At 70.9% G+C, this 20,015-nt stretch carries 18 protein-coding genes; 8 read left to right on the top strand and 10 right to left on the bottom strand.

The annotated features are described in order from the left end of the window. Nucleotides 1-103: 103 nt before the first annotated feature. Nucleotides 104-1,720, bottom strand: a complete 1,617-nt coding sequence (locus ACW9TB_RS09435; protein WP_472747542.1) for a DUF885 domain-containing protein — start codon at nt 1,718-1,720, stop codon at nt 104-106. 162 nt (nt 1,721-1,882) lie between these two features. Here ACW9TB_RS09435 and ACW9TB_RS09440 point away from each other — a divergent pair, with 162 nt between their 5' ends. Next, nucleotides 1,883-2,203: a GroES family chaperonin gene (locus ACW9TB_RS09440; RefSeq protein WP_329092552.1), complete on the top strand. Its 321-nt coding sequence runs from the start codon at nt 1,883-1,885 to the stop codon at nt 2,201-2,203. Between the two features lie 58 nt (nt 2,204-2,261). Here the strand turns inward: ACW9TB_RS09440 and ACW9TB_RS09445 are convergent, their stop codons facing one another. Next, nucleotides 2,262-3,239, bottom strand: coding sequence for a hypothetical protein (locus ACW9TB_RS09445; RefSeq protein WP_472747543.1), 978 nt, complete (start codon nt 3,237-3,239; stop codon nt 2,262-2,264). 538 nt (nt 3,240-3,777) lie between these two features. On the opposite strand from ACW9TB_RS09445, the gene ACW9TB_RS09450 reads away from it, so the two are divergent. Further along, nucleotides 3,778-5,511, top strand: a complete 1,734-nt coding sequence (locus tag ACW9TB_RS09450) for a phosphatidylglycerol lysyltransferase domain-containing protein (protein ID WP_472747544.1) — start codon at nt 3,778-3,780, stop codon at nt 5,509-5,511. On the opposite strand, the gene ACW9TB_RS09455 is transcribed toward ACW9TB_RS09450, so the two are convergent. The 3 genes from ACW9TB_RS09455 to ACW9TB_RS09465 form a co-directional block, all read right to left on the bottom strand. Continuing rightward, nucleotides 5,465-5,737 (bottom strand): hypothetical protein, encoded by a 273-nt coding sequence (locus ACW9TB_RS09455; RefSeq protein WP_472747545.1) that lies wholly within the window; start codon nt 5,735-5,737, stop codon nt 5,465-5,467. The genes ACW9TB_RS09450 and ACW9TB_RS09455 overlap by 47 nt on opposite strands. A gap of 142 nt (nt 5,738-5,879) precedes the next feature. Next, the gene (locus tag ACW9TB_RS09460; protein ID WP_472747546.1) at nt 5,880-6,710 is read right to left on the bottom strand and encodes an ABC transporter permease; all 831 of its coding nucleotides are present in this window, start codon (nt 6,708-6,710) and stop codon (nt 5,880-5,882) included. A gap of 58 nt (nt 6,711-6,768) precedes the next feature. Beyond that, the gene (locus tag ACW9TB_RS09465) at nt 6,769-7,779 is read right to left on the bottom strand and encodes an ATP-binding cassette domain-containing protein (RefSeq protein ID WP_472747547.1); all 1,011 of its coding nucleotides are present in this window, start codon (nt 7,777-7,779) and stop codon (nt 6,769-6,771) included. 137 nt (nt 7,780-7,916) lie between these two features. Here ACW9TB_RS09465 and ACW9TB_RS09470 point away from each other — a divergent pair, with 137 nt between their 5' ends. Beyond that, nucleotides 7,917-8,687, top strand: coding sequence for a TetR/AcrR family transcriptional regulator (locus ACW9TB_RS09470; RefSeq protein WP_472747548.1), 771 nt, complete (start codon nt 7,917-7,919; stop codon nt 8,685-8,687). Between the two features lie 108 nt (nt 8,688-8,795). On the opposite strand, the gene ACW9TB_RS09475 is transcribed toward ACW9TB_RS09470, so the two are convergent. The 4 genes from ACW9TB_RS09475 to soxR form a co-directional block, all read right to left on the bottom strand. Beyond that, complete coding sequence (locus ACW9TB_RS09475) at nt 8,796-9,170, bottom strand: hypothetical protein (protein ID WP_472747549.1); 375 nt, start codon at nt 9,168-9,170, stop codon at nt 8,796-8,798. Nucleotides 9,171-9,424: 254 nt separating this feature from the next. Further along, nucleotides 9,425-10,009, bottom strand: a complete 585-nt coding sequence (locus ACW9TB_RS09480) for a TIGR02611 family protein (RefSeq protein ID WP_472747550.1) — start codon at nt 10,007-10,009, stop codon at nt 9,425-9,427. A gap of 252 nt (nt 10,010-10,261) precedes the next feature. Further along, on the bottom strand, nt 10,262-13,213 hold the full coding sequence (locus ACW9TB_RS09485; protein WP_472747551.1) for a cellulose binding domain-containing protein: 2,952 nt from the start codon (nt 13,211-13,213) through the stop codon (nt 10,262-10,264). 187 nt (nt 13,214-13,400) lie between these two features. Further along, complete coding sequence (soxR, locus tag ACW9TB_RS09490) at nt 13,401-13,871, bottom strand: redox-sensitive transcriptional activator SoxR (protein WP_472747552.1); 471 nt, start codon at nt 13,869-13,871, stop codon at nt 13,401-13,403. Between the two features lie 50 nt (nt 13,872-13,921). On the opposite strand from soxR, the gene ACW9TB_RS09495 reads away from it, so the two are divergent. The 3 genes from ACW9TB_RS09495 (at nt 13,922) to ACW9TB_RS09505 (ending at nt 16,008) form a co-directional block, all read left to right on the top strand. Then, entirely contained in the window at nt 13,922-14,320 is a 399-nt protein-coding gene (locus ACW9TB_RS09495; protein ID WP_472747553.1) for a PPOX class F420-dependent oxidoreductase, read from the top strand. A 61-nt stretch (nt 14,321-14,381) separates the two neighbouring features. Continuing rightward, entirely contained in the window at nt 14,382-15,212 is an 831-nt protein-coding gene (locus tag ACW9TB_RS09500; RefSeq protein WP_472747554.1) for a patatin-like phospholipase family protein, read from the top strand. Nucleotides 15,213-15,219: 7 nt separating this feature from the next. Next, a complete protein-coding gene (locus tag ACW9TB_RS09505) occupies nt 15,220-16,008 on the top strand; it encodes a P-loop nucleotide/nucleoside kinase family protein (protein WP_472747555.1) in 789 nt (262 codons plus the stop codon). 130 nt (nt 16,009-16,138) lie between these two features. Here the strand turns inward: ACW9TB_RS09505 and ACW9TB_RS09510 are convergent, their stop codons facing one another. Beyond that, nucleotides 16,139-16,921 carry a putative hydro-lyase gene (locus ACW9TB_RS09510; RefSeq protein ID WP_472747556.1) on the bottom strand — a complete coding sequence of 261 codons (783 nt, stop codon included), beginning with the start codon at nt 16,919-16,921 and terminating at the stop codon, nt 16,139-16,141. Between the two features lie 327 nt (nt 16,922-17,248). On the opposite strand from ACW9TB_RS09510, the gene ACW9TB_RS09515 reads away from it, so the two are divergent. Both ACW9TB_RS09515 and ACW9TB_RS09520 read left to right on the top strand, forming a co-directional pair. Then, nucleotides 17,249-18,208 (top strand): LysR family transcriptional regulator, encoded by a 960-nt coding sequence (locus tag ACW9TB_RS09515; RefSeq protein WP_329092526.1) that lies wholly within the window; start codon nt 17,249-17,251, stop codon nt 18,206-18,208. A gap of 86 nt (nt 18,209-18,294) precedes the next feature. After that, the gene (locus ACW9TB_RS09520; protein ID WP_472747557.1) at nt 18,295-19,788 is read left to right on the top strand and encodes a S1 family peptidase; all 1,494 of its coding nucleotides are present in this window, start codon (nt 18,295-18,297) and stop codon (nt 19,786-19,788) included. The last annotated feature ends 227 nt before the right edge of the window (nt 19,789-20,015 follow it).

Consider the following 20,015-nt stretch of genomic DNA (forward strand, 5'->3'; position numbering starts at 1 on the left):
TGGTCCCCACCCGTACGTGGCTCCCGCGCGCACGTGGCTTCCACCCGCGCGTGGCTCCCGCGCGTGCGTGGCTCCCGCGCGTGCGCGGGGGTGGCCGCGTGGGTCAGCTCTCCAGCGCGACCCGGCGGGCCAGGCCCAGGGGCAGTCCGCCGGAACCGGCCAGCGTGTCGTGGAAGGCGCGCAGGTCGCCGCGGCCCGAGGCCAGGTAGTCGTCGCGGATGCGGTCGATCTCCAGGGCGCCGGTCAGGTAGGAGGGAGCCTGGGTGGGCCACGCGCAGTAGCGGTCGACCTCGCCCTTGGCCGTGCCGGGGGTGAGCGACGACTTCGTGGTCATGTACTCCTCGGCCTGCTCGATCGTCATGTCGCCGCAGTGCAGCGAGGTGTCGACGACGATGCGGGCCGCCCGGAAGAGCCTGAAGTCGAGGTGGGCGAGCTCCTGGGCCGGGGTGGTGAAGTAGCCCTGCTCGTGCATGAGCTTCTCGACGTACAGGCCCCAGCCCTCGGCGAAGTACGGGGTGCGGAACAGCCTGCGGGCCCGCCGGGGGTTGTCCGCCATCCACGACAGGTGCCAGTGGTGGCCGGGGTAGGCCTCGTGGACGGCGATGGAGGGCATCTGCGCCCTGGCGTTGGTACGCAGCCGCTGGCGGATCTGCTCCTCGGTGAAGGAGGACGGGGTGAACGGGACGAAGAAGTGCCCGATCCTGGAGGTCGACAGGGGCGGGGGCGACATGTAGGAGGCGACGGCGACGATCGGCCGCTGGAACTCCGGCGACGGGACGACCCGGCACTCCTCGCCCGCCGCGAAGGTCACCAGGCCGCGCTCGCGGACGAACTTCCTGGCCCGCTCCGTCTCGGCCTCGTACTCGGCCCGCATGTCCTCCAGCGTCGGCGCGTGGTCGTCCTGGAGTTCGGTGACGGCCGCGTGCCAGTCGCCGGAACCGCCGTCCAGCCTGGCGGCGACCTCGCGCATCCGCGCGTCCAGCTCGTCGTAGGCGGCCTGCCCCCGCCTGAGCAGCTCCCCGGCGCCGTAGCCGAGCATCTCCCGTTCGCGCAGCAGGGTGGAGTAGAGCTCCTCCCCCATCCGCCAGGTTCCGGTCGCCCGGAACCCCTCAAGGAACTCCACCAGCTCGTCGAAGGCCGCCGCCGCGGGTTCGGCCGCCTCGGTCAGCCGGGCGCGCAGGGCCTCGTCGGCGACCTGGCCGGGGACCGTCTCGGTGAGGAAGCGCCGGGCGGTCCGCGACTGGCCCAGCCCTCGCTGCACCAGCAGCGGAGCCGCCAGGGCGGGGTCGAGGTTGGCCCGGCAGGCGGCGATGACGTCCGGCACCTCGGCGAGCCGCGCGACGGCCGCGTCCACCAGCTCGTCCTCGGCGTGCAACCGCTGCAGGAACGGCCCGAACATCGAGGAGAAGATCGGTCCCACGTAGGCGGACGGGTCACGCCGCCAGACGGGCCAGGTCTCGTACGCGATCCCGCCGCGCAGCGTGGACATGACCAGCTCCCGGTCGATCTCGTCCTCGAAGCTCTCGGGACCACCGGTGGCCTGGACCTCCTGGAGCCGCTCCAGCCAGCGGCGCGCCTCCCGTTCCCTGGCGAGGATGCCGGACTCGGTGAAGTCACCGAGGGTTCTGTCGTACCCCTGCGCGCCCGAGAGGGCGGCGTAGACGGGATTCGCCGCCAGATACCAGTCGAGGAAGCCGCTCACGAGCTCAGGAGACGTCATAACGCCGGATCCTACTCGGCGGATGATCTCATCACCGGTGTCGTCGGCCGCCGATCTCCTGCCCGCGGGCCCTCCGGACCCGAACCCCGGGGCGGGCCCGGTGAGTACAACCGAGTCGGCGGACAAGGGGGCACGGCTCCGTGCTTCCCATAAACTCGTGTTGTGGGTGACCCGAAGTTCGAGATCCAGATGCTCCACGACCGCGTGATGGTCAAGATCGAGCAGGAGTCCGAGGAACGGCGCAGCACGGCGGGCATCGTCATCCCGGCGACGGTGAAGATGGCCAACCGCCTCGTCTGGGGTGAGGTCTGCGGCGCGGGCCAGAACGCCCGCGCGGTCAAGGTCGGCGACAAGGTCCTGTTCAACCCCGAGGAGCAGTACGAGGTCGAGGTCCACGGCCAGCTCTACCTGGTCATGCGCGAGCGCGATCTGCACGCCATCGCCACCCCGCAGACCGACAACGGCACCGGCCTCTACCTCTGACGGGCACCCGCGCACCTTTGTGACGGCCACGTCCCGCGCCCGCCGCGCGGGAGCCCGGTCACTTCCGGGTGTAGCCGAGGTAGAGCTTGTTGGACCAGTCGGCGGCGGAGAAGGCGGCCAGGACCCGCGTGGTCTTGCCCTTCAGGGTGGACAGGACCACCTGGTAGTGGCCGGAGGCGGGGATGACGGCGATGAAGTGCTTCTCGTCCCACCACCCCCACAGGGCCTTCGGCTTGATGCCGGGCACCTTGGCCGCGAGCTTGCCCGAGGCGCGGTCCCAGACGCAGACGTGCTCGGTGTAGCTGGACGGGCACCAGGTCATCAGGCCCCGGCCCGAGGGGGTGAAGGCGTCCTCCCCACCGGCGGGCCTGCCGGTCTTGACCAGGGTGCGGCGGATCGCGCCGTCCTGCCCGTAGAAGCGGGCGCCTCCCGCGTACTCGGCCACGACGTCAACGCCGTCGGAACTCCAGCGGAACCTCGCGGCCTTGTCGACGTTGGCCACGGTCACCGTCTTGGCGGTCTTCGCGCCCGCGTCGACGATCACGAACCCGGAGGTCACCCAGGCGGACCCGCTCTTCCTCTCGACGGTCAGCACCGCCTTGCCGCCGTCGCGGCTCCAGTGGACGTAGTGCGCGACGAGTGGTTTCTTCACCGTACGGATCCTGGTGCCCCTGTTGGACGCCAGATCGAGCAGGACGACCGAGTCGTAGCCGCTCTGGTAGGAGGTGGGCACCGCGAGCGCCTTGCCTCCCTTCGGCGCGACCGTGATCTCCTGGTAGGCGGCCTGCCGGGTGAATCCGGCGCCCCTGCGCAGGTAGGTCATCTTGCCGAAGGAGTAGGAGGTCACCCTGAGCGCGTCCTTGTCGTCCTCCCTGACGGTGACCCGGGTGCCGGGCAGCACGATGTCGACGGACGCGGCGGCGGCGGGTTCGGCGGCTGCCTGCTCGGCGTGCGCGGCCGACGGCATCGGCACGATCACCGAGACCAGGACGGCGAGGCAACCGAGCAACCGGTAAATCCCAGGAGTCACGGACACGGCGGAATCCTAAGCCGGAAAGCCCTCAAGATCTTGATCTAGAACGAATCGGTTAGAAAAGGTGTGAGAGAGGGCTACCGGGGTGAAGAGACACCGGAAGCGGGCGTGACGGGAAACCGTGGAACGCGAGGACACGAGACCCCGCACGGACAAACGCGATCGCCAAGGGCGCGAGACGCTCAAAGACAAGCGGGGCCATCAAAAGCGCGAGGTGCGCGGAGCCGTTGAGGGCGCGAGACGCGTGAAACAAGCGGAGCCGTCAAAAGCGCGGGACGCTCAAAGACAAGCGAAGCCGTCAGAAGCGTGGAGCCGTCGAGGGCGACGCGGCGGGCAGACCGAAAACGAACGGTGATTTTACGGCGGCGGACTCCCCGTCGTCCTCCGCCGTTCTCGCGGCGGGTCCGCGACGCGCAACGCAAAGTCACCCGGGCCGGGCGGGGGTGGATTCGACCTCGGTGGGCCCTGTCATGAAGTTGTGGGCTGTATCACCGATTAATGTCCTCCCATGAGGGATCGGTCATGTGTACCCCGTTCCTGGGTGTCCACCGCGGCCGGTTACGCGGCGATGGCGATCGGCATCCTGGACATCGTCCGGGCCGTGCTGCCCGCGTTCAGGAGGGGCCGGGTCGGTGAGCTCGCCGGTTTTCTGCCCGGAACGTTCACCGCTCTCGCCCAGGCGGTCTCGCTCGTCCTGGGCATCCTGATCGTCATGCTCGCCCACGGCCTCCGGCGCAGGAAGAAACGGGCCTGGCGGGCGGTGATGGTGCTCCTGCCGCTGAGCGCCCTCACGGAGTTCATGCACTCGCACCACCCCTTCACCGCCATCCTCAGCACGCTGGTCGTCGCCCTGCTCGTGATCAGGCAGCGCGAGTTCTACGCCCTCTCCGACCCCCGGACCCGCTGGCGGGCGCTGTGGAACCTGCTCGTCCTGGGCGTCCTGGACATCGTCATCGGCTGGGTCGTGGTCAACGCCCACCCCCAGACCATCGTCGGCGACCCCGGCGCCTGGGAGCGGCTCCAGCACGTGCTGCTCGGCCTCGTCGGGATGGAGGGCCCGGTCGGCTACTCCTCGGAGCGAACCGCCGACCTGGTCTACTACTCCCTGCTCGGGCTCGGCGCGCTCACCGCGGTGACGACCCTCTACCTCGTCCTGCGGCCGGAGAGGCCCGTCGCCGAGCTGGATCCCGGGCAGGAGGAGACGGTCCGCGAGCTGCTCGCCCGGCACGGCGCCCGCGACTCGCTGGGCTACTTCGCGCTGCGCCGCGACAAGAGCGTCGTGTTCTCCCCGACGGGCAAGGCGGTGATCGCCTACCGCGTGGTCTCGGGGGTCATGCTCGCCAGCGGCGATCCCATCGGGGACGTCGAGGCGTGGCCGGGCGCGATCAGGCGGTTCATGGAGGAGGCCGAGCGGCACGCCTGGGTGCCCGCCGTGATCGGCTGCAGTGAGACGGGCGGCGAGATCTGGACCAGGGAGGGACGCCTGTCCGCCCTGGAGATCGGTGACGAGGCCGTCATCGACGTCGCCGCCTTCACCCTGGAGGGCAGGACGATGCGCAACGTCCGGCAGATGGTGAACCGGGTGGAGCGCGCGGGCTACACCTGTCTCGTACGGCGGGTCGGGGACCTCAGCGAGGCGGAGAAGGACGGGATCCGAAACGCCGCCGTCTCCTGGCGCGGCACGGACACCGAGCGGGGTTTCTCCATGGCACTCGGCCGTTTCGGCGACCCCGCCGACGCCGAATGCGTCGTCGTCACGGCGCACGGGCCCGCCGGTACCACGACCGGTGAAGAGGGCAGGGACATCCGCGCCGTCCTGCACTTCGTCCCCTGGGGGAAGGACGGCATCTCCCTCGACCTGATGCGCCGCGACCACGACGCCGACCCGGGCCTCAACGACCTGCTGATCGTCAAGGCCCTGCAGGCGGCCCCGGCCCTCGGCGTGAGCGTGGTCTCGCTCAACTTCGCCATGTTCCGCGCCGCGCTCGCCAGGGGTGAGCGGCTGGGCGCGGGCCCGATCCTCCGCGCCTGGTACGGCGTCCTGGTCTTCCTGTCCAGGTGGTTCCAGATCGAGTCGCTGTACCGGTTCAACGCGAAGTTCCAGCCGCTGTGGAAACCCCGCTTCCTGGTCTATCCCGCGGTGCGGGACCTTCCGCGGATCGGTGTGTCGGCGCTCCAGGCGGAGGCCTTCATCTCCCTCGGCCTTCCCGGGATCGCCTCCCGCCGCGTCAGGGTCCCGCGCCCGGCGTCTCCCCGCACCTCACGCACTCCATGACCGCGGGGACGTGGTGGCGCCGGTGTTCGTAGAACCGGTGACCGAGCGCCGTCACGACGAGCACCCCGCCGAGCAGCAGAAGCATGAACGGCCCGTACCTCTCGTGTCCTATCAGGCCCATGACGAGATGGGCTATCCCCGCGGCGACGATGATCGCGCCGACGTTGAGCAGTTCCCTGTTGAGCGTCCACCCCGAGGCGGATCGTTCCCGTTCCGTCTCACTCATGCGTCCAGGCTCGCTACCGCCAGTTACAGTCCCCGGCGGATCCCGTCACCACGATGTAAAACACAGGCGTCCTCCCGCGGTGTCGAACATTGTGAACCATGTGATCCATCGGTGACCCGCCGGAAAAGAACACCCCCGCCCGTCAGCCGCCGAGCCTGCGGAACGTACGCGTCGACAGGGGCAGGAAGACGGCGATCAGCAGCAGCGGCCAGACGACCGCCATGAGCGTGGCGTTCTCCGCGACCCAGGACTCGCCTCCCCAGCCGGGGTTGCCGAAGAGCCGCCTGGCCGCCGTGGCGGTGGCCGAGAGCGGGTTCCACTCCGCGATCGCCCCGAGCCAGCCGGGCATGGTGGCGGGGTCGACGAACACGCTGGACAGGAAGCCGACGGGCCAGACCAGGATCTGCACGGACGTCACCACCTCCGGCCCTCCCGCGACGAGACCGATGAAGATTCCCACCCAGAGCAGGGCGAAGCGCAGCAGCAGGAGCAGGCCCACGGCGGTCAGCGCCGCGGGCAGCCCTCCCCCGGCCCGCCATCCCAGCAGCAGCCCGGTCACGATCATGACGGCGAGCCCGACGACCGAGTTGAGCATGTCGGCGATCCCCCGGCCCATGACGACCGCCGAGGCGCTCATCGGCATGGAGCGGAACCGGTCGGTCACCCCCTTGGCCGCGTCGGTGGTGACCGCCATCATCGTGCTCTCCAGGCCGAAGAGCATCGTCATGGCGAACATGCCGGGGATGAGGAAGTCGAAGTAGTCCCCGCCGCCGGGGACGCCGATGGCGCCGCCGAACAGCCCGCCGAACATCAGCACCATCATGATCGGGAAGAACCAGCCGAGGACGACCGGGCCCGGCCGGCGGACCCAGTGGTTCAGGTCGCGCAGGGTGATGGTCCAGGAGTCGGCCACCGCCCAGCCGAGCCGGGACAGCGGGGACGTGACGGGCGGGGTCGAGGTCGTCGTGCTCACGGGGACACCTCCGTACCGGGGATCGGGGTCGTCGTACTCGCGCGGGAGAGGGTGGCGCTCACCGGGACACCTCCGTACGGAGGGCTGGGAGTCGTCGGGCTTCTTCCCCGCCGCCCGTCAGGTGCAGGAACACCTCGTCGAGCGTGGGGCGGCGCAGCGTGACGTCGAGCGGCTCGATCCCGGCGTCGCCGAGCGCGGTGGCCATCGTGACGAGCGCCCGGGTGCGCTCGGCGACCGGGACGCTGACCCGGCGCGCCCCGGCGTCCACGTGGACCTCGCCGGACGAGACCCGCGCCGCGAGGGCCTCCGTCGCGGCCACGTCCGCCGGGTCGGCGAGGACGAGGTCGAGCCAGTCGCCGCCGATGGCGGACTTCAGCTCCTCGGGGGTCCCCTCGGTGACGACCCGGCCCGCGCCGAGCATCGTGATCCGGTCGGCCAGCCGGTCGGCCTCCTCCAGGTACTGGGTGGTGAGCAGCACGGTCGTGCCGGAGCCGACCAGGTCGCGGATGGCCGCCCACACCTCCTGGCGGGCGGCCGGGTCGAGGCCGGTCGTGGGCTCGTCCACGAAGAGCACCGGGGGTGCCACGATGAGGCTCGCCGCCAGGTCGAGCCGCCTGCGCATGCCTCCGGAGTACTTGCCGACCGGCCTGCCTCCGGTGTCGGCCAGCGAGAAGCGCTCCAGCAGTTCGTCGGCCCGTCTCCGCGCCCCCGCGGCGGAGAAGTGGTTCAGCCTGCCGAACATCACCAGGTTCTGCCGCCCGCTGAGGATCTCGTCGACCGCGGCGTACTGGCCGACCAGCCCGATCCGCTCGCGTACCTGCCGGGCCTGCGCCTGGACGTCGAAGCCCGCGACGCTCGCCTGACCCGAGTCGGGGCGCAGGAGCGTGGACAGGATTCGGATCGCCGTCGTCTTTCCCGCCCCGTTGGGACCGAGCAGGCCGCAGACCGTTCCGGCCGCCACCCGCAGGTCGAACCCGTTGAGGCCGGTCCCCTCCGTGCCCGCGTAGTTCTTGCGCAGGCCGTGCGCGGCGATCGCCACCGCGTCCGGCCCGGCCGTCTTGACTTCCACCCGTCTCACCCTTCTTTCCGTCCGGCGTACCTGGGCAATTCACCCGACATCGACACGTCCATGAAACGTAGAGCGTACCGTACACCGTACGACTCGGCTACGGTGGTCCCAACGCCGAGAATCTGGAGACTGTTCCCGTGAGTGCTAAGAAAGCTTCCGACGCCGACCTGGCACGCAGCCTGGCGCTCCTGTGGGGATCACACAGCAAGCCGGGACGCTCCGGGCTGACGGTGCGCGCGATCGTCCTGGCGGCCATCGAGCTGGCCAACGCCGAGGGGCTCGACGCGGTCTCCATGCGGCACGTCGCCGAGCGGCTGGAGGTGGGGACCATGTCCCTCTACACCCACGTGCCGGGCAAGGGCGAGCTGGTCGACCTCATGGTCGACACCGCGTACGGGGAGCTCTACGGCGACGTGGACGCCCCGTCGCGGCAGCCCGGCGGGTGGCGGGGGGCGCTGGAGTTCGTCGCCGCCCGCAACTGGGACCTCTACCAGCGCAACCCGTGGATGCTGCAGATCGTCGACGTCCGCTCCACGCTGGGGCCGAACGCGTCACTCAAGTACGAGGCCGAGCTGCGCCCGCTGGACGGCACCGGCCTGTCGGACGTCGAGATGGACTCCGTCCTGGCCCTGGTCCTCAGCCACGTGGAGAGCACCGCCAGGGCCAAGGCCAACAAGGCCCGGATCCAGGAGGAGAGCGGGATCACCGACGTCGAGTGGTGGCTGTCCAACGCCCCGCTCCTCGACAAGATCATGGACGCCACCCGGTTCCCCCTCGCCTCCCGCGTCGGCCAGGCGGCCGGGGAGGCGTACCAGTCCATCTCCGACCCCGCCCACGCCCTCACCTTCGGGCTGGAACGCATCCTGGACGGGGTCGCCGACCTGATCGCGGGCCGGGACCGCCCGTAGCACCGAGGGTCACCGGGGGCGCGGTGACCGGAAACAAAAAAACCGGGGTGCGCGGGATGGGAACGCCCTCGGTAGCCGTCCCCGTCCCGCACACCCCGGCGGGCCGGTTTAGTAGTAACCGGTGCCCGTGATGGCCGCCGGCTGGTTGCCCATGTTCTTCACCCGGTAGCGGATGCACTGGGCGGGCGGGGAGGTGCTGGCGGCGACGTACGCGGCGTGGTCGTTGGCGGCGATCGGCACCGACCCGATGTACTTGCCTCGGCAGTTACCGATCTTGACCCTGACGGGCACGCTGTTGTCGTCGAGCTTGACCAGCACGTTTCCGTTGTACTGGGGCCCGGGGACGAGCTCGGGGGTGAGGAACACCTCCTCGCCGGGCTGGACCCTCGCGGCCAGGTTGACGTCGTCGGCGTGGGCGGGGGTGCCGGTCAGTGCGACGGCTCCGGCGGCCGCCAGGACCAACATCGAGGACAGGGCGCGCATCGAACGTCACTCTCCTTATTCGTCTCTGCCGACCCGTCCCTGCGGATCGGACGTGGAGACACTACGGAGAGTCACATCCGGGAAAGATAACGAGGTGGGCGGGCCTGGGTAAAACTCCGGGGAGCGCGCTCCCACGTCCCGGACACCGGGCGTCATAGGCGGTCAGAGTGCCATCGGTGGCATCGCCGTCGGGAGTCGCCGCGCACCGAGCAGGCGCATGGAAGCCTTGCGGGACGACGCGGGACAGGGCCGGGTTATCGGGTGAGGAGTTTCCGGGCCTCGACGATCAGGTCGATGTGCAGGCTGAGCTTGAGGCCGTAGTAGACGATGACGGTGGCGGTCGCCGCGGCGACGAGGACGACCAGGATCTTGACGGTCCAGCCCTGCCGTCCCAGCCAGTTCGTCCAGGCCGACAGGGTCCGTTTGCCGAACTCCAGCAGCCGGTGGGCCCAGTGGAACTCGGTGGCCAGCACCGCCAGCCCCGCGAAGACGACCAGCCAGCCGGGACCGGGGAAGGGCACCATGATCAGCCCGCCGACGACCAGCACGGCGCCGATGGCACCGATGGCGATCTTCAGGGTGAGGCGGCCCGCGCGGGTGGACCTGACGCCGTCGAGCCAGCCGTGGAGGCCGGACCGCTCGGCCGCCGCGTCCTTCGCCGCGTCTTTCAGCGCGTCGGCGTCGCCCGTCTCGCTCCGACCGGCCTCCCGTACGCCGCCGAGGTCGTTCTCCCCCTGGACGCCGCCGACGCCACTCTCGTCCCGTACGCCGCCGGTGCCGCTCTCAGACGGCTGCCCGGGTGCGCCGTGAGGCTCGCGCACCCCATCTGAGATCGTCATGTTCTCCCCAGCACTGTCGGTTTCTTCCACAATAGGCTCTGCTGGGTGACCCGGCCCCGCCGACGCCCCCGGATCATCCTCAAGGCGGAGGGCCGAGGGTCCTCCGGGTGGAGTCACGAGATCATCGGGGTCATACCGCGACCGGGTGAGCCCGGGGTGCCCCGCGGTTCTCGCGGGACACCCCGGATCACCGGTCCGGACCTCCCGGCCCTGACGGCGTACCGCACCGGGGCGAGGGGCCGGGAGGCGCCGTCAGGAAGTGGTGCAGGTGACGGTGGACGGGACGCCGTTGGTACCGGTCCAGGAGGCGCCGAAGCCGAACGCCGTGGAGGCACCGGCGGCCAGTGCGCCGTTCCAGCTCGTGTTCCGTACGGTGACGTCGGCACCGGTCTGGGTGTGGGTGCCGCTCCAGAGCTGGGTGATCGTCTGGCCGTTCGGGAACGACCATCTGACCGTCCAGCCGGTGATCGCCGAGGTTCCGGCGTTCCGCACCGTCACCTCGCCCTGGAAGCCGCCCGGCCAGGAGCCGGTCACCCGGTAGGCCGCGGTGCAGCCACCGCCGGGCGACGGCCCCGTGAGGGTCCTGAAGGTCACCGGGACGGAGGCGGTCGAGCTGTTCCCCGCGCCGTCGCGGGCGACGACGTAGAAGGTGTACGAGGTGTCCGGGGTCAGCCCGGTGAGCGCGAACGACGCCGAGGTGGGCGAGCCGACCCTGACGTCCGTCGCCCCCGCCTCGCGGTAGACGTCGTAGCCGCTGACCCCGACGGCGTCCGTCGAGGCCGTCCAGGCCAGCGTCGCCCCCGACGAGGTGATCGCCGAGGCGGCCGGGGTGCCCGGCCTGGTCGGCGGGACGGTGTCGGGGGGCGGGACGGTCCCGCCGTTGTCGGCGTACAGGATGCCCCGGCCGTTGGTGCCGAGGTAGACGCGGCCGTAGACGCGCGGGTCGCCGGTGATCGCCTCGCCCGCGTTGCCGTACTGGTGCCTGTCGTCGTTGATCCTGACCCAGCTCGCGCCGGTGTCGTCGGAGCGGAAGACGCCGGTGACGCCGCCGATCGTGGCGACGGTGTACAGCGCCTGGTAGCCCCCGGCGGTGGCGGGCTTGCCGAAGCCGACGTTGACGGCGCTCGTGACGCCGGACAGCTTGGTGAACGACGCGCCGCCGTTGGTGGAGCGCCACAGGCCCGAGGAGGCGCCCGTGTCACTGGGAGGCCCGGCCAGCCAGATGTCGCCCTCGCGGCCGGGTACGGCCTTGAACTTGACGTTGCCCTCGGCGGGCAGCCCGGTCGCGGCGGTGGCCGTGAAGGAGGCGCCGCCGTTGGTGCTGGCGTAGAACCTCCCGCCGCTGAAGCCGTAGAACCTGCTCGGGTTCACCCGGTCGGACTCGACCACGGCGCCCGCCGGGAGTCCGGTGGAGGCGGTCCAGGAGGTGCCGTAGCCGACCGAGTGATGCACGCCCACGCCCTTGGGCGCCCAGACGAACCGGGAGCCGTCGGCCGCCGCGGCGATCGTGCCGCCCTCGTTGATCCCGCCGGGTTCCGTGCCCTGGAACCAGTTGGCGCCGCCGTCGGTAGAGAACGCGGCGTGGCTGTCGGCGGGCCGGTCGGCGTCGGTGAAGTTGCCCGCGCGGACCATGACGGCCGGGTTGGTCTCGGCGTAGTCGAGGCTGGTCGTCGAGGTGAAGTTCGGCGAGGTGAACATCATGGGCGGCACGGCGTCGAGGCTGGTGTGCCGGAAGCCGCCGATGTCGCCCAGGCCGCTGACCAGCGGGGCGCCCGACGGCGGGCTGACCAGGTCGAGGACGGCGGTCTCCTCAAGCCCCCTGACCATGGGCCTGATGGTGAGCTGCCCGCCGGTGTCCCACTTCTTGAGATCCTCGGTGCCGTAGAGCGTGGCGCCGGTGCCGTACATCATCCGGTTGCCGTCGAAGGGGTCGATCTCCAGCGACTCCGTCATCCAGCCGAGCTTGGGCGTCGTCTCCGGCGGCTGCGGGTTGGCCCCGAAGGTGAGCCACGGCGAGGAGGAGACGTCCATCGTGTAGCGGAAGCTGCGGTTCGGGTAGGAGGTGAAGTCCCAGATGCGGGTCCAGGTCGCGCCGGAGTCGGTGGACCTGAAGAAGATCACGTCCGGCCACCAGGAGATCTGGGTGGCGACCATGATCGTGCTGGGGTTCTGCCGGTCGATCGTGAGGCCGCTGTAGCCGAAGTAGTCGTCGGCCGAGCTGGACGGGACCGGGCTGATCCGGGTCCAGGCCCCGGTGGTGGTGTCGAGCTTCCACACGTCGCCCTTGGCTCCGTCGTACGGGCCGCCGGTGTCGCTGGTGGCGATGTAGAGCGTGTGGTTGACGTGGTCGAGCACGCCCTTGTGCGCGATGTAGCCGGTGGGCTGCCCGGCGACCCTGCTCCAGGTGGTCCCGCCGTTCGAGGAGCTGTAGACGGTGTTCTCCTTGTCGGCGACGCCCACGTAGATCTTCTGCGTCGTGTTCCCCGCGGTCGCCGAGGTCGGGTCGAAGGTCACCCAGACCACGCCGGGGCGGTGGCTGAGGTAGCCGCTGGGGTCGGAGGGGTCCTGCGCGTAGTTTCCCGGGTTGGGGAAGCTCGCGACCTTGGCCCAGGTCACGCCCTTGTCGGTGCTGCGCCACAGGCCGTTGCCGTCGGGCGCGCCGAGGTAGACGACGCTGTTCCTGTTGGGGTCGACGGCGAGCCGCTCGCCCATCCCCCGGCCCGGCATGTTGCCGCCGAGCTTGAACGGCAGCGGCGTGGCCTGCCAGGTCGCGCCCCTGTCGGCGGAGCGCAGGATGGCCCCGTTGCCGGGGTCCCAGCTGTTGGTGTACATCCCGGCGGCGACGTAGACGCGGTTGGTCTCCACCGGGTCGGTGGCCAGGCTGACCACGCCGTTGTATCCCCATCTGTCCCAGCCCACCCAGTCGAGCAGCGGGGTCCAGCTCCTGCTCGCCTGCTCCCAGCGGTACGCGCCGCCGATGTCGGTGCGGGCGTAGACCAGGTTTCTCTCGGTCTGGTTGAAGACGATCCCCGGCACGAACCCGCCGCCGTCGATCCTGACGTTCTTCCACTCGTACGACTCCGCGGCGGCCTGGGACCCGGTCCCGGACGCGGACGCCTGGGCGCTCCCGCCCCCGACGGCCGCGCCGACCGACGCGCACGCCACCGCCACGGCGGCGAGCATGCTGAACAGCCTTCTTCGCATGTACGGCTTCCCTTCGCAATGCAACGGACAAACCGCCATGCACGATCAGGTGACGGGACCCTGACCTTCGACCGCCCATGATGCGCGTGCATGAACGCCCAGAGGTTCACATGCCGAACCCCGGGCCGTCAATAGTTTGAATAGACAACTAACAAACCTGCGGGGAATCGCCGGACTTCCCGTGGTCTCACACCTCGCAGGGGGCGCAGCTCTGCCGGGGAGGGATCATCAGGCGCGAGCCGGGTCCCCGCGCCGCGGCCACGTCGTCGGGGTTGGCCAGCGCGCAGCGGTCCAGCGAGAGGCAGCCGCAGGCGATGCAGTCGGTCAGGCCGTGCCGGAGCCGTTCGAGCTGCCTGATGCGGTCGTCGAGCTCGTACTGCCACATCGTCGAGAGCTTCGCCCAGTCCTCCCTGGTGGGGGTGCGCTCGTCGGGGAGGGCCGACAGCGCCTCCTGAATCGTCCTGAGCGGGATCCCGACCCGCTGGGAGACCCTGATGAAGGCGATCCTGCGGAGCGTGTCGCGAGGGAAACGACGCTGGTTGCCCGCGGTGCGGCGACTGCGGATCAGCCCCTTGGCCTCGTAGAAGTGCAGGGCGGAGACCGCGACCCCGCTGCGCGAGGAGAGCTGGCCGACGGTCATCTCCGGATTGTTGGGCATGCGCCAGTCTAACTTGACCTCAATCAATATTGAGGTTACAGAGTGGGAGCATGACTTTCACGGAGGCGGAGCTCGCCTACCTCGCGGAACAGCGCCTGGGCCGCCTGGCCACGACGGGACCCGGCGGCTCCCTGCAGAACAGCCCGACCGGTTTCCGCGTCGACACCGAGACCGGCGTCATCGACATCTACGGCCGCGCGATGGGCACCACCAGGAAGTTCCACAACGTCCGGACGAATCCGCAGGTGGCCTTCGTGGTGGACGACGTCGCCTCCACCGACCCCTGGCGGGTCAGGGGCGTGGAGATCCGGGGCGAGGCCGAGGCCGTCGAGGACCACGAGCCGCCCTCCCCGTACCTGAGCCGCCAGATCATCCGCATCCACCCCCGGCGGATCATCTCCTGGGGCGTCGACCCCGCCCAGGAGGGCATGAAGGGCCGCGACGTCTGAACTCCGTACCCCCGAAGGGGCACCCCTCCTGCCGGGAGGACCTATCGGGTAAGAATGGCGCATGACGAGAACACTGGTGCTGGGTGGCGGAGGCGTGGCGGGCATCGCCTGGGAGGCGGGGATCATCACCGGTCTGCGCCGGGCGGGCGTGGACCTGGGAGAGGCGGACCTGGTCGTCGGCACCTCCGCCGGGTCGGTGGTCGGGACGCTCGTCGCCACCGAGGCCGACCTGGAGAGCTCGGTCGGCGTCCAGGCGAAGACCGAGGCCGCGACCGCCGCGACCGTCTCCGCCGTCGACATGGAGGCGGTCATGGCCGCCTTCAGCCTGCTGTACGACCCGTCCCTGGAACCCCAGGAGGCCCGGCGCCGGGTCGGCCAGCTGGCCCTGGGGGTGAAGGACGGCGGCGCCAGGATCGAGACGATCGGCAACCGGCTGCCCGTCAAGGAGTGGCCGGAGCGCCGCCTGCTGATCACCGCCGTCGACGCGGGGACCGGCGAGTTCGTGGTCTGGGAGCGTGACTCGGGGGCGCCGCTGGTGTCGGCGGTCGCCTCCAGCTGCGCGGTCCCGTGCGTGTTCCCGCCGGTGGAGATCAACGGGCGCCGCTACATGGACGGCGGGGTCCGCTCGCCGACGAACGCCGACCTGGCGGCGGGCAGTTCCGTCGTGGTCCTCCTGGAGCCGCTGGCGCACACCTCGCCGAGGACCCGTCTCGACGGCGAGCTCGCCGAACTGGGGGACGCCACGATCGCCCACGTCGTTCCCGACGAGGCGTCGATCGCGGTGTTCGGCGCCAACGTCCTCGACCCGGCCCTGTGGCGCCCCGCCTTCCAGGCCGGTCTCGCCCAGGCGCCCGCCGTCGTGGAGAGCGTGGCCAAGGCCTGGAAGGACTGAGACCGGCATGGACGGGAGGCGGTCCCGCGACGGACTTCCCGGCGGAGTCCCCGGTGGGGTCTCCGGCGGGGCTCCCGACGAGGTTCCTGACGAGGTTCGCGGTGAGGTTCCCGACGGGCTCCGCGACGGGATCTCCGGCAGGGGTCCCGACGAGGTTCCCGACGGGCTCCGCGGTGCGGTTCCCGGCCGGGCCTCCGGTGGAGAGGGTGGCGGCCGGGTGGCGCCGCTGTGGGTGGTGAGCGGGCCGCCGGGCGCGGGGAAGTCGACCGTGGCGGCGGCGCTGCTGGCGCTGCTCGACCCGGTTCCCGCGCTGCTCGACAAGGACACCGTCTACGGCGGCTTCGTCGCGGCCACCCTCCATGCCCACGGCCGCGACGACGGGGAACGTGAGGGGCCCTGGTACGACCGGCACGTCAAGCGGTACGAGTACGAGGGGCTCACCGAGGTCGCCCGGCAGATCCGCCGCCACGGCTGCCCGGTGATGCTGGAGGGCCCCTTCACCACGCAGGTGCACGACGCGGCGGTGTGGGAACGCTGGGTCGGGCGGCTGGGCGGGCCGCCCGTGCGCCTGCTCTGGGTCCGCTCGGACGGCCCGGCGCTGCGGTCCCGGCTGGAGGGCAGGGGGCTCGCGAGGGACGCGGGCAAGCTCGGCCGGTTCGAGGACTACCTGCGGGCCATCAGGGTGGACGAACCGCCCGTCGTGCCCCACGACGAGATCGACAACCGCCCCGGCGCCCCCTCGCTCACGTCACAGCTGGAAAGGCTCACCGCTCCCCGGGGCACCGCCCGCGCCTAGCCCCCGCCCGCGTGACTTCGCACGCGGTCCCCGCAAGACGGCTCCGCGTACGGTCGCCACGGGGGCTCACCAGGTCACACCACGGGACTTCCCCGGTCACACCACGGGCTCACCCGGTCCCGCCAAAAGCTCAGGGCACCTGGAAGCGGTCGTCCCTGGCGTCGGTGATCGCCATGTGGCCGGGAAGGTGGCCGATGGCGAAGGACACCCCGCTCGCCATGACGGCCGCCTGCGGCGTCACCCCGCAGGCCCAGAAGACCGGGGTCTCCCCCGCGCGTACCTCGACGGGGTCGCCGAAGTCGGGTACGCCCAGGTCGGCGATCCCGAGCTCGCCGGGGTCGCCGACGTGGATCGGCGCCCCGTGCACGGCCGGGTATCTCGCGGTCACCCGTACGGCGGCCGAGACCAGGGAGGCCGGGACCGGGCGCATCGAGACGACCAGCGGGCCGCTCAGCGATCCCGCGGGACGGCAGGGGATCGAGGTGAGGTACATGGGCACGTTCGTCCCCGCCTCGATGTGCCGCACCGGGACCCCGGCCCTCAGCAGCGCGTCCTCGAAGGTGAAGCTGCAGCCCAGCAGGAAGGCGACCAGGTCGTCCCGCCACAGGTCGCGGACGTCGCCGACGTCGGCCACGGCCCTGCCGTCCTCGTACACGCGGTAGGCGGGCAGGTCGCTGCGGAGGTCGCCGCCGAACAGGACGGTGCTCACCGCGCCGGGGTCGCCGACGTCCAGGACGGGACAGGCGACGGGGTTGCGCTGGGCGAACAGGAGCAGGTCGTAGGCGAGCTCGCGGGGCACGGCGAGCAGGTTGGCCTGGGTCCAGCCCCGGCACCACCCGGCGGTGGGCGTCCGCAGCCCCTCCCTGAAGTGGCTCCGGGCCAGCGCGGGGGTGAGAGCGGCGACGTCCTCCATCGGCGGATCATAACCTCGGGCCCGTCTCCCGCCCAGCGCTCCTCGCCCGTACGGGGATATACGGGCGCTGGATATGGGTGACTCCGGCGGCCGAAACATCGGCGCAACGCGAGTCCCGGGAGTCTCGGATGTCGGACACCGCTGCCAGGCCCCGCCCAGGGGAGTTGGGGACTCTCTAGATGAGACGACGGACGAGGTATTAACGGTCATCCGTAACAGCAATATTTAAAGAACCTAAATTCTTTTTGGAACGATTCGACAAAATTGAGTCATATTTCATGACATGTTTGCATTGCGGGTATAACGTCCCGGCCTTACGTTCCCGGTATGGATCTCGAGCTCCGACACCTCAAGATCGTGCGCGCGGTGGCACAGGCCGGCAGCGTCACCAAGGCCGCCACCCACCTCGGACTGGCCCAACCCGCGCTGACGGCGCAGCTCAAACGGATAGAGCGGGTTCTCGGGGGAGCTCTTTTCGAACGCGACCACAACGGCGCCAGGCCCACGCCCCTGGGGCAGCTGGTCCTGTCACGTGCGCTGGTGCTGCTGCCCGCGGCCCGCGAACTCCAGGAGGAGGCACTTCGATTCGCCAACGCGAACGCCGACATCCCCAGCTACCGGCTGGGCGCCACGAACGGGCCGATACTCGGCGGTCTGATGGACCGTCTCGCCACCGCCTGGCCGTCCACCCCGGTGAGCACCCACACCTCCTGGTCCGCGAGGGAGCTCACCGCGATGGTGATGCTGGGCCGGATCGACTTCGCGTTCATCGGCGCCTGCGGGGAGAGCCCGCCACCGGTGGAGGGTCCCGTGGTGTGGTCGACCGTGGGGACCGACCCGGTCTTCGTCCTGCTCAACGAGGACCATCCGCTGGTGGACAGGAAGGAGGTGGAACTCGCGGAGCTGGCCGACGAGCAGTGGACGGTCACCCCCGGCGACAGCTGCTTCGGCGACTGCTTCGCCACGGCCTGCGCCCGCGCGGGCTTCACCCCCAAGACCATCTACGAGACCGACGTGGCCACCTGCATGCATCTGGCCAAGGTCGGCCGCGCCGCCGCGCTGTGCCAGGCGACCTTCCAGCCCGCAGAGGGGCTGAAGCTGGTACCGCTCGCGGGGGCTCCGCTGCGCTGGCGGCAGCTGCTCGGCTGGCATCCGGAGGCGTCCAGCGCCGCGGTCGCGACGTCGATCTTCGAGCACGCGAAGGCCGCGCACTCCGACGCGGTCGGGCGGAGCAGACGGTACGCCGCGTGGCTGGCCGAGAACCCCGGGCTGGGCACCTCTCCATAACGTGACGGTAGGGGACATTCGATAGAGGCGCGTCTCATGTGCACGCCGTTACGTTGACGGCACCCCCCACATGAGGAGAGAACCACATGCTCCGCAGAAGTGCCGTGACGGCGGGCTTCGCGCTCGCCGTCGCGCTGGTGGCCACCCCCGCCACCGCCCACCAGGGACCCGGCGAGACCGCCGCCCCCTACACCCTCTCCGAGGCCCGGACCCTGGTGCAGGCCACCGCCAAGCCGTCCCCCGGCCTGGTCGACGCCATCCGGCGCGACCTCGGCGGTACCGCCGAGCAGGCGTCGGCCCGTTTGATCAACGAGGCCGCCGCCGCCAAGGTCGAGCCCGCCCTCCGGGGACAGCTCGGCGCCGCCTTCGCCGGGTCCTGGGTGACCGGTCCCACCTCCAACCTGGTGATCGCCACCAGCGACTCCACGAAGGTCGCCTCGCTCGCCAAGTCCGGCGCCGAGGTCAAACTCGTCAAGAACTCCCTGGGCGCGCTCGACACGGCCAAGGAGCGGCTCGACCAGCTCGTGTCCTCCGCGCCGAAGTCGATCCCGTCCTGGTACGTCGACGTGCGGAGCAACAGCGTCGTCGTGCTGGCCGGTGACGTCGCCGAGGCGCAGGCGTTCGTGGACGGCAGCGGCGTGGACGGCGCGCTGGTCCGCGTCGAGGCCTCGCAGGAGAAGCCCAGGCCCCTCTACGACGTCCGCGGCGGCGACGCCTTCTACATGGGCGGACGCTGCTCGGTCGGCTTCTCGGTCACCCGCGGCAGCCAGGGCGGCTTCGCCACCGCCGGTCACTGCGGCACGCCCGGCACCGCCACCCAGGGCTACAACCAGGTCGCCCAGGGCACCTTCCAGGGCTCGTCCTTCCCCGGCAACGACTACGCGTGGGTCGCGGTCAACGCCAACTGGACCCCGACCGGCGTGGTGAACGGCTACAGCGCGGGCATCCTCCCGGTGACCGGCTCCACCCAGCAGGTCGTGGGCAGCTCCATCTGCCGCTCCGGCTCCACCACCCAGTACCGCTGCGGCACCATCAGCCAGCACAACACGAGCGTCACCTACCCCGAGGGCACCATCACCGGCCTGACCCGCACCACCGTGTGCGCCGAGCCCGGCGACTCCGGCGGCTCCTACATCTCCGGCAGCCAGGCCCAGGGCGTCACCTCCGGCGGCTCGGGCAACTGCACCTCCGGCGGCACGACCTACCACCAGCCGATCAACGAGATCCTCTCGGTGTACGGGCTCACCCTGGTGACCGGCAGCGCGCCCGCCGGCTGCAGCGGCTACCAGAACTCCTACACCGGCTCGCTGACGTCCAACGCCAACGCCTACCAGCCCGGCACCGCGGGCTACAGCGCCGCCGCCGGTGTCCACCGCGTCTGCCTGGACGGTCCCAGCGGCACCGACTACGACGCCTACCTGCAGAAGCTGAGCGGCTCCACCTGGACGAACGTGGCCAGCGGAACCTCCGCCAACCCGGACGAGGCCTTCACCTACAGCGGCACCGCGGGCACCTACCGCGTGCGGGTGCACGCCTACAGCGGTTCCGGCTCCTACACCCTCGGCCTGACCAGGCCGTAAGGCTCCTCCCGGCCGGGCACCTGACCGGGGACGGACGCACCTCGCGGACGTCCCCGGAAAGCCGGGAAGGTCGCGCCTCGCGGGCGGCCCCGGGAAAGGCCCCCGAGACCAGGCCGGTCCGCCGCCCCCGCGGACCGGCCACCCCCGCCGCCCCCCCTCCACGAGCTTGTGCGAGCTCCTGGAGGGGCGGGCGGCCTCGTCATGCCCGGACGTCGAGAACAATGGAG

The sequence above is a fragment of the Streptosporangium sp. H13245 genome (genome assembly GCF_055690525.1).

What these genes read in the sequence shown, in the direction of transcription:
- ACW9TB_RS09495 (WP_472747553.1), top strand. Translation starts at nt 13,922, where the DNA reads ATGACTTTCACGGAGGCGGAGCTCGCCTACCTCGCGGAACAGCGCCTG.
- ACW9TB_RS09520 (WP_472747557.1), top strand. Translation starts at nt 18,295, where the DNA reads ATGCTCCGCAGAAGTGCCGTGACGGCGGGCTTCGCGCTCGCCGTCGCG.
- ACW9TB_RS09480 (WP_472747550.1), bottom strand. Translation starts at nt 10,009, where the DNA reads ATGACGATCTCAGATGGGGTGCGCGAGCCTCACGGCGCACCCGGGCAG.
- ACW9TB_RS09505 (WP_472747555.1), top strand. Translation starts at nt 15,220, where the DNA reads ATGGACGGGAGGCGGTCCCGCGACGGACTTCCCGGCGGAGTCCCCGGT.
- ACW9TB_RS09510 (WP_472747556.1), bottom strand. Translation starts at nt 16,921, where the DNA reads ATGGAGGACGTCGCCGCTCTCACCCCCGCGCTGGCCCGGAGCCACTTC.
- ACW9TB_RS09485 (WP_472747551.1), bottom strand. Translation starts at nt 13,213, where the DNA reads ATGCGAAGAAGGCTGTTCAGCATGCTCGCCGCCGTGGCGGTGGCGTGC.
- ACW9TB_RS09435 (WP_472747542.1), bottom strand. Translation starts at nt 1,720, where the DNA reads ATGACGTCTCCTGAGCTCGTGAGCGGCTTCCTCGACTGGTATCTGGCG.
- ACW9TB_RS09475 (WP_472747549.1), bottom strand. Translation starts at nt 9,170, where the DNA reads ATGCGCGCCCTGTCCTCGATGTTGGTCCTGGCGGCCGCCGGAGCCGTC.
- ACW9TB_RS09500 (WP_472747554.1), top strand. Translation starts at nt 14,382, where the DNA reads ATGACGAGAACACTGGTGCTGGGTGGCGGAGGCGTGGCGGGCATCGCC.
- soxR (WP_472747552.1), bottom strand. Translation starts at nt 13,871, where the DNA reads ATGCCCAACAATCCGGAGATGACCGTCGGCCAGCTCTCCTCGCGCAGC.
- ACW9TB_RS09455 (WP_472747545.1), bottom strand. Translation starts at nt 5,737, where the DNA reads ATGAGTGAGACGGAACGGGAACGATCCGCCTCGGGGTGGACGCTCAAC.
- ACW9TB_RS09515 (WP_329092526.1), top strand. Translation starts at nt 17,249, where the DNA reads ATGGATCTCGAGCTCCGACACCTCAAGATCGTGCGCGCGGTGGCACAG.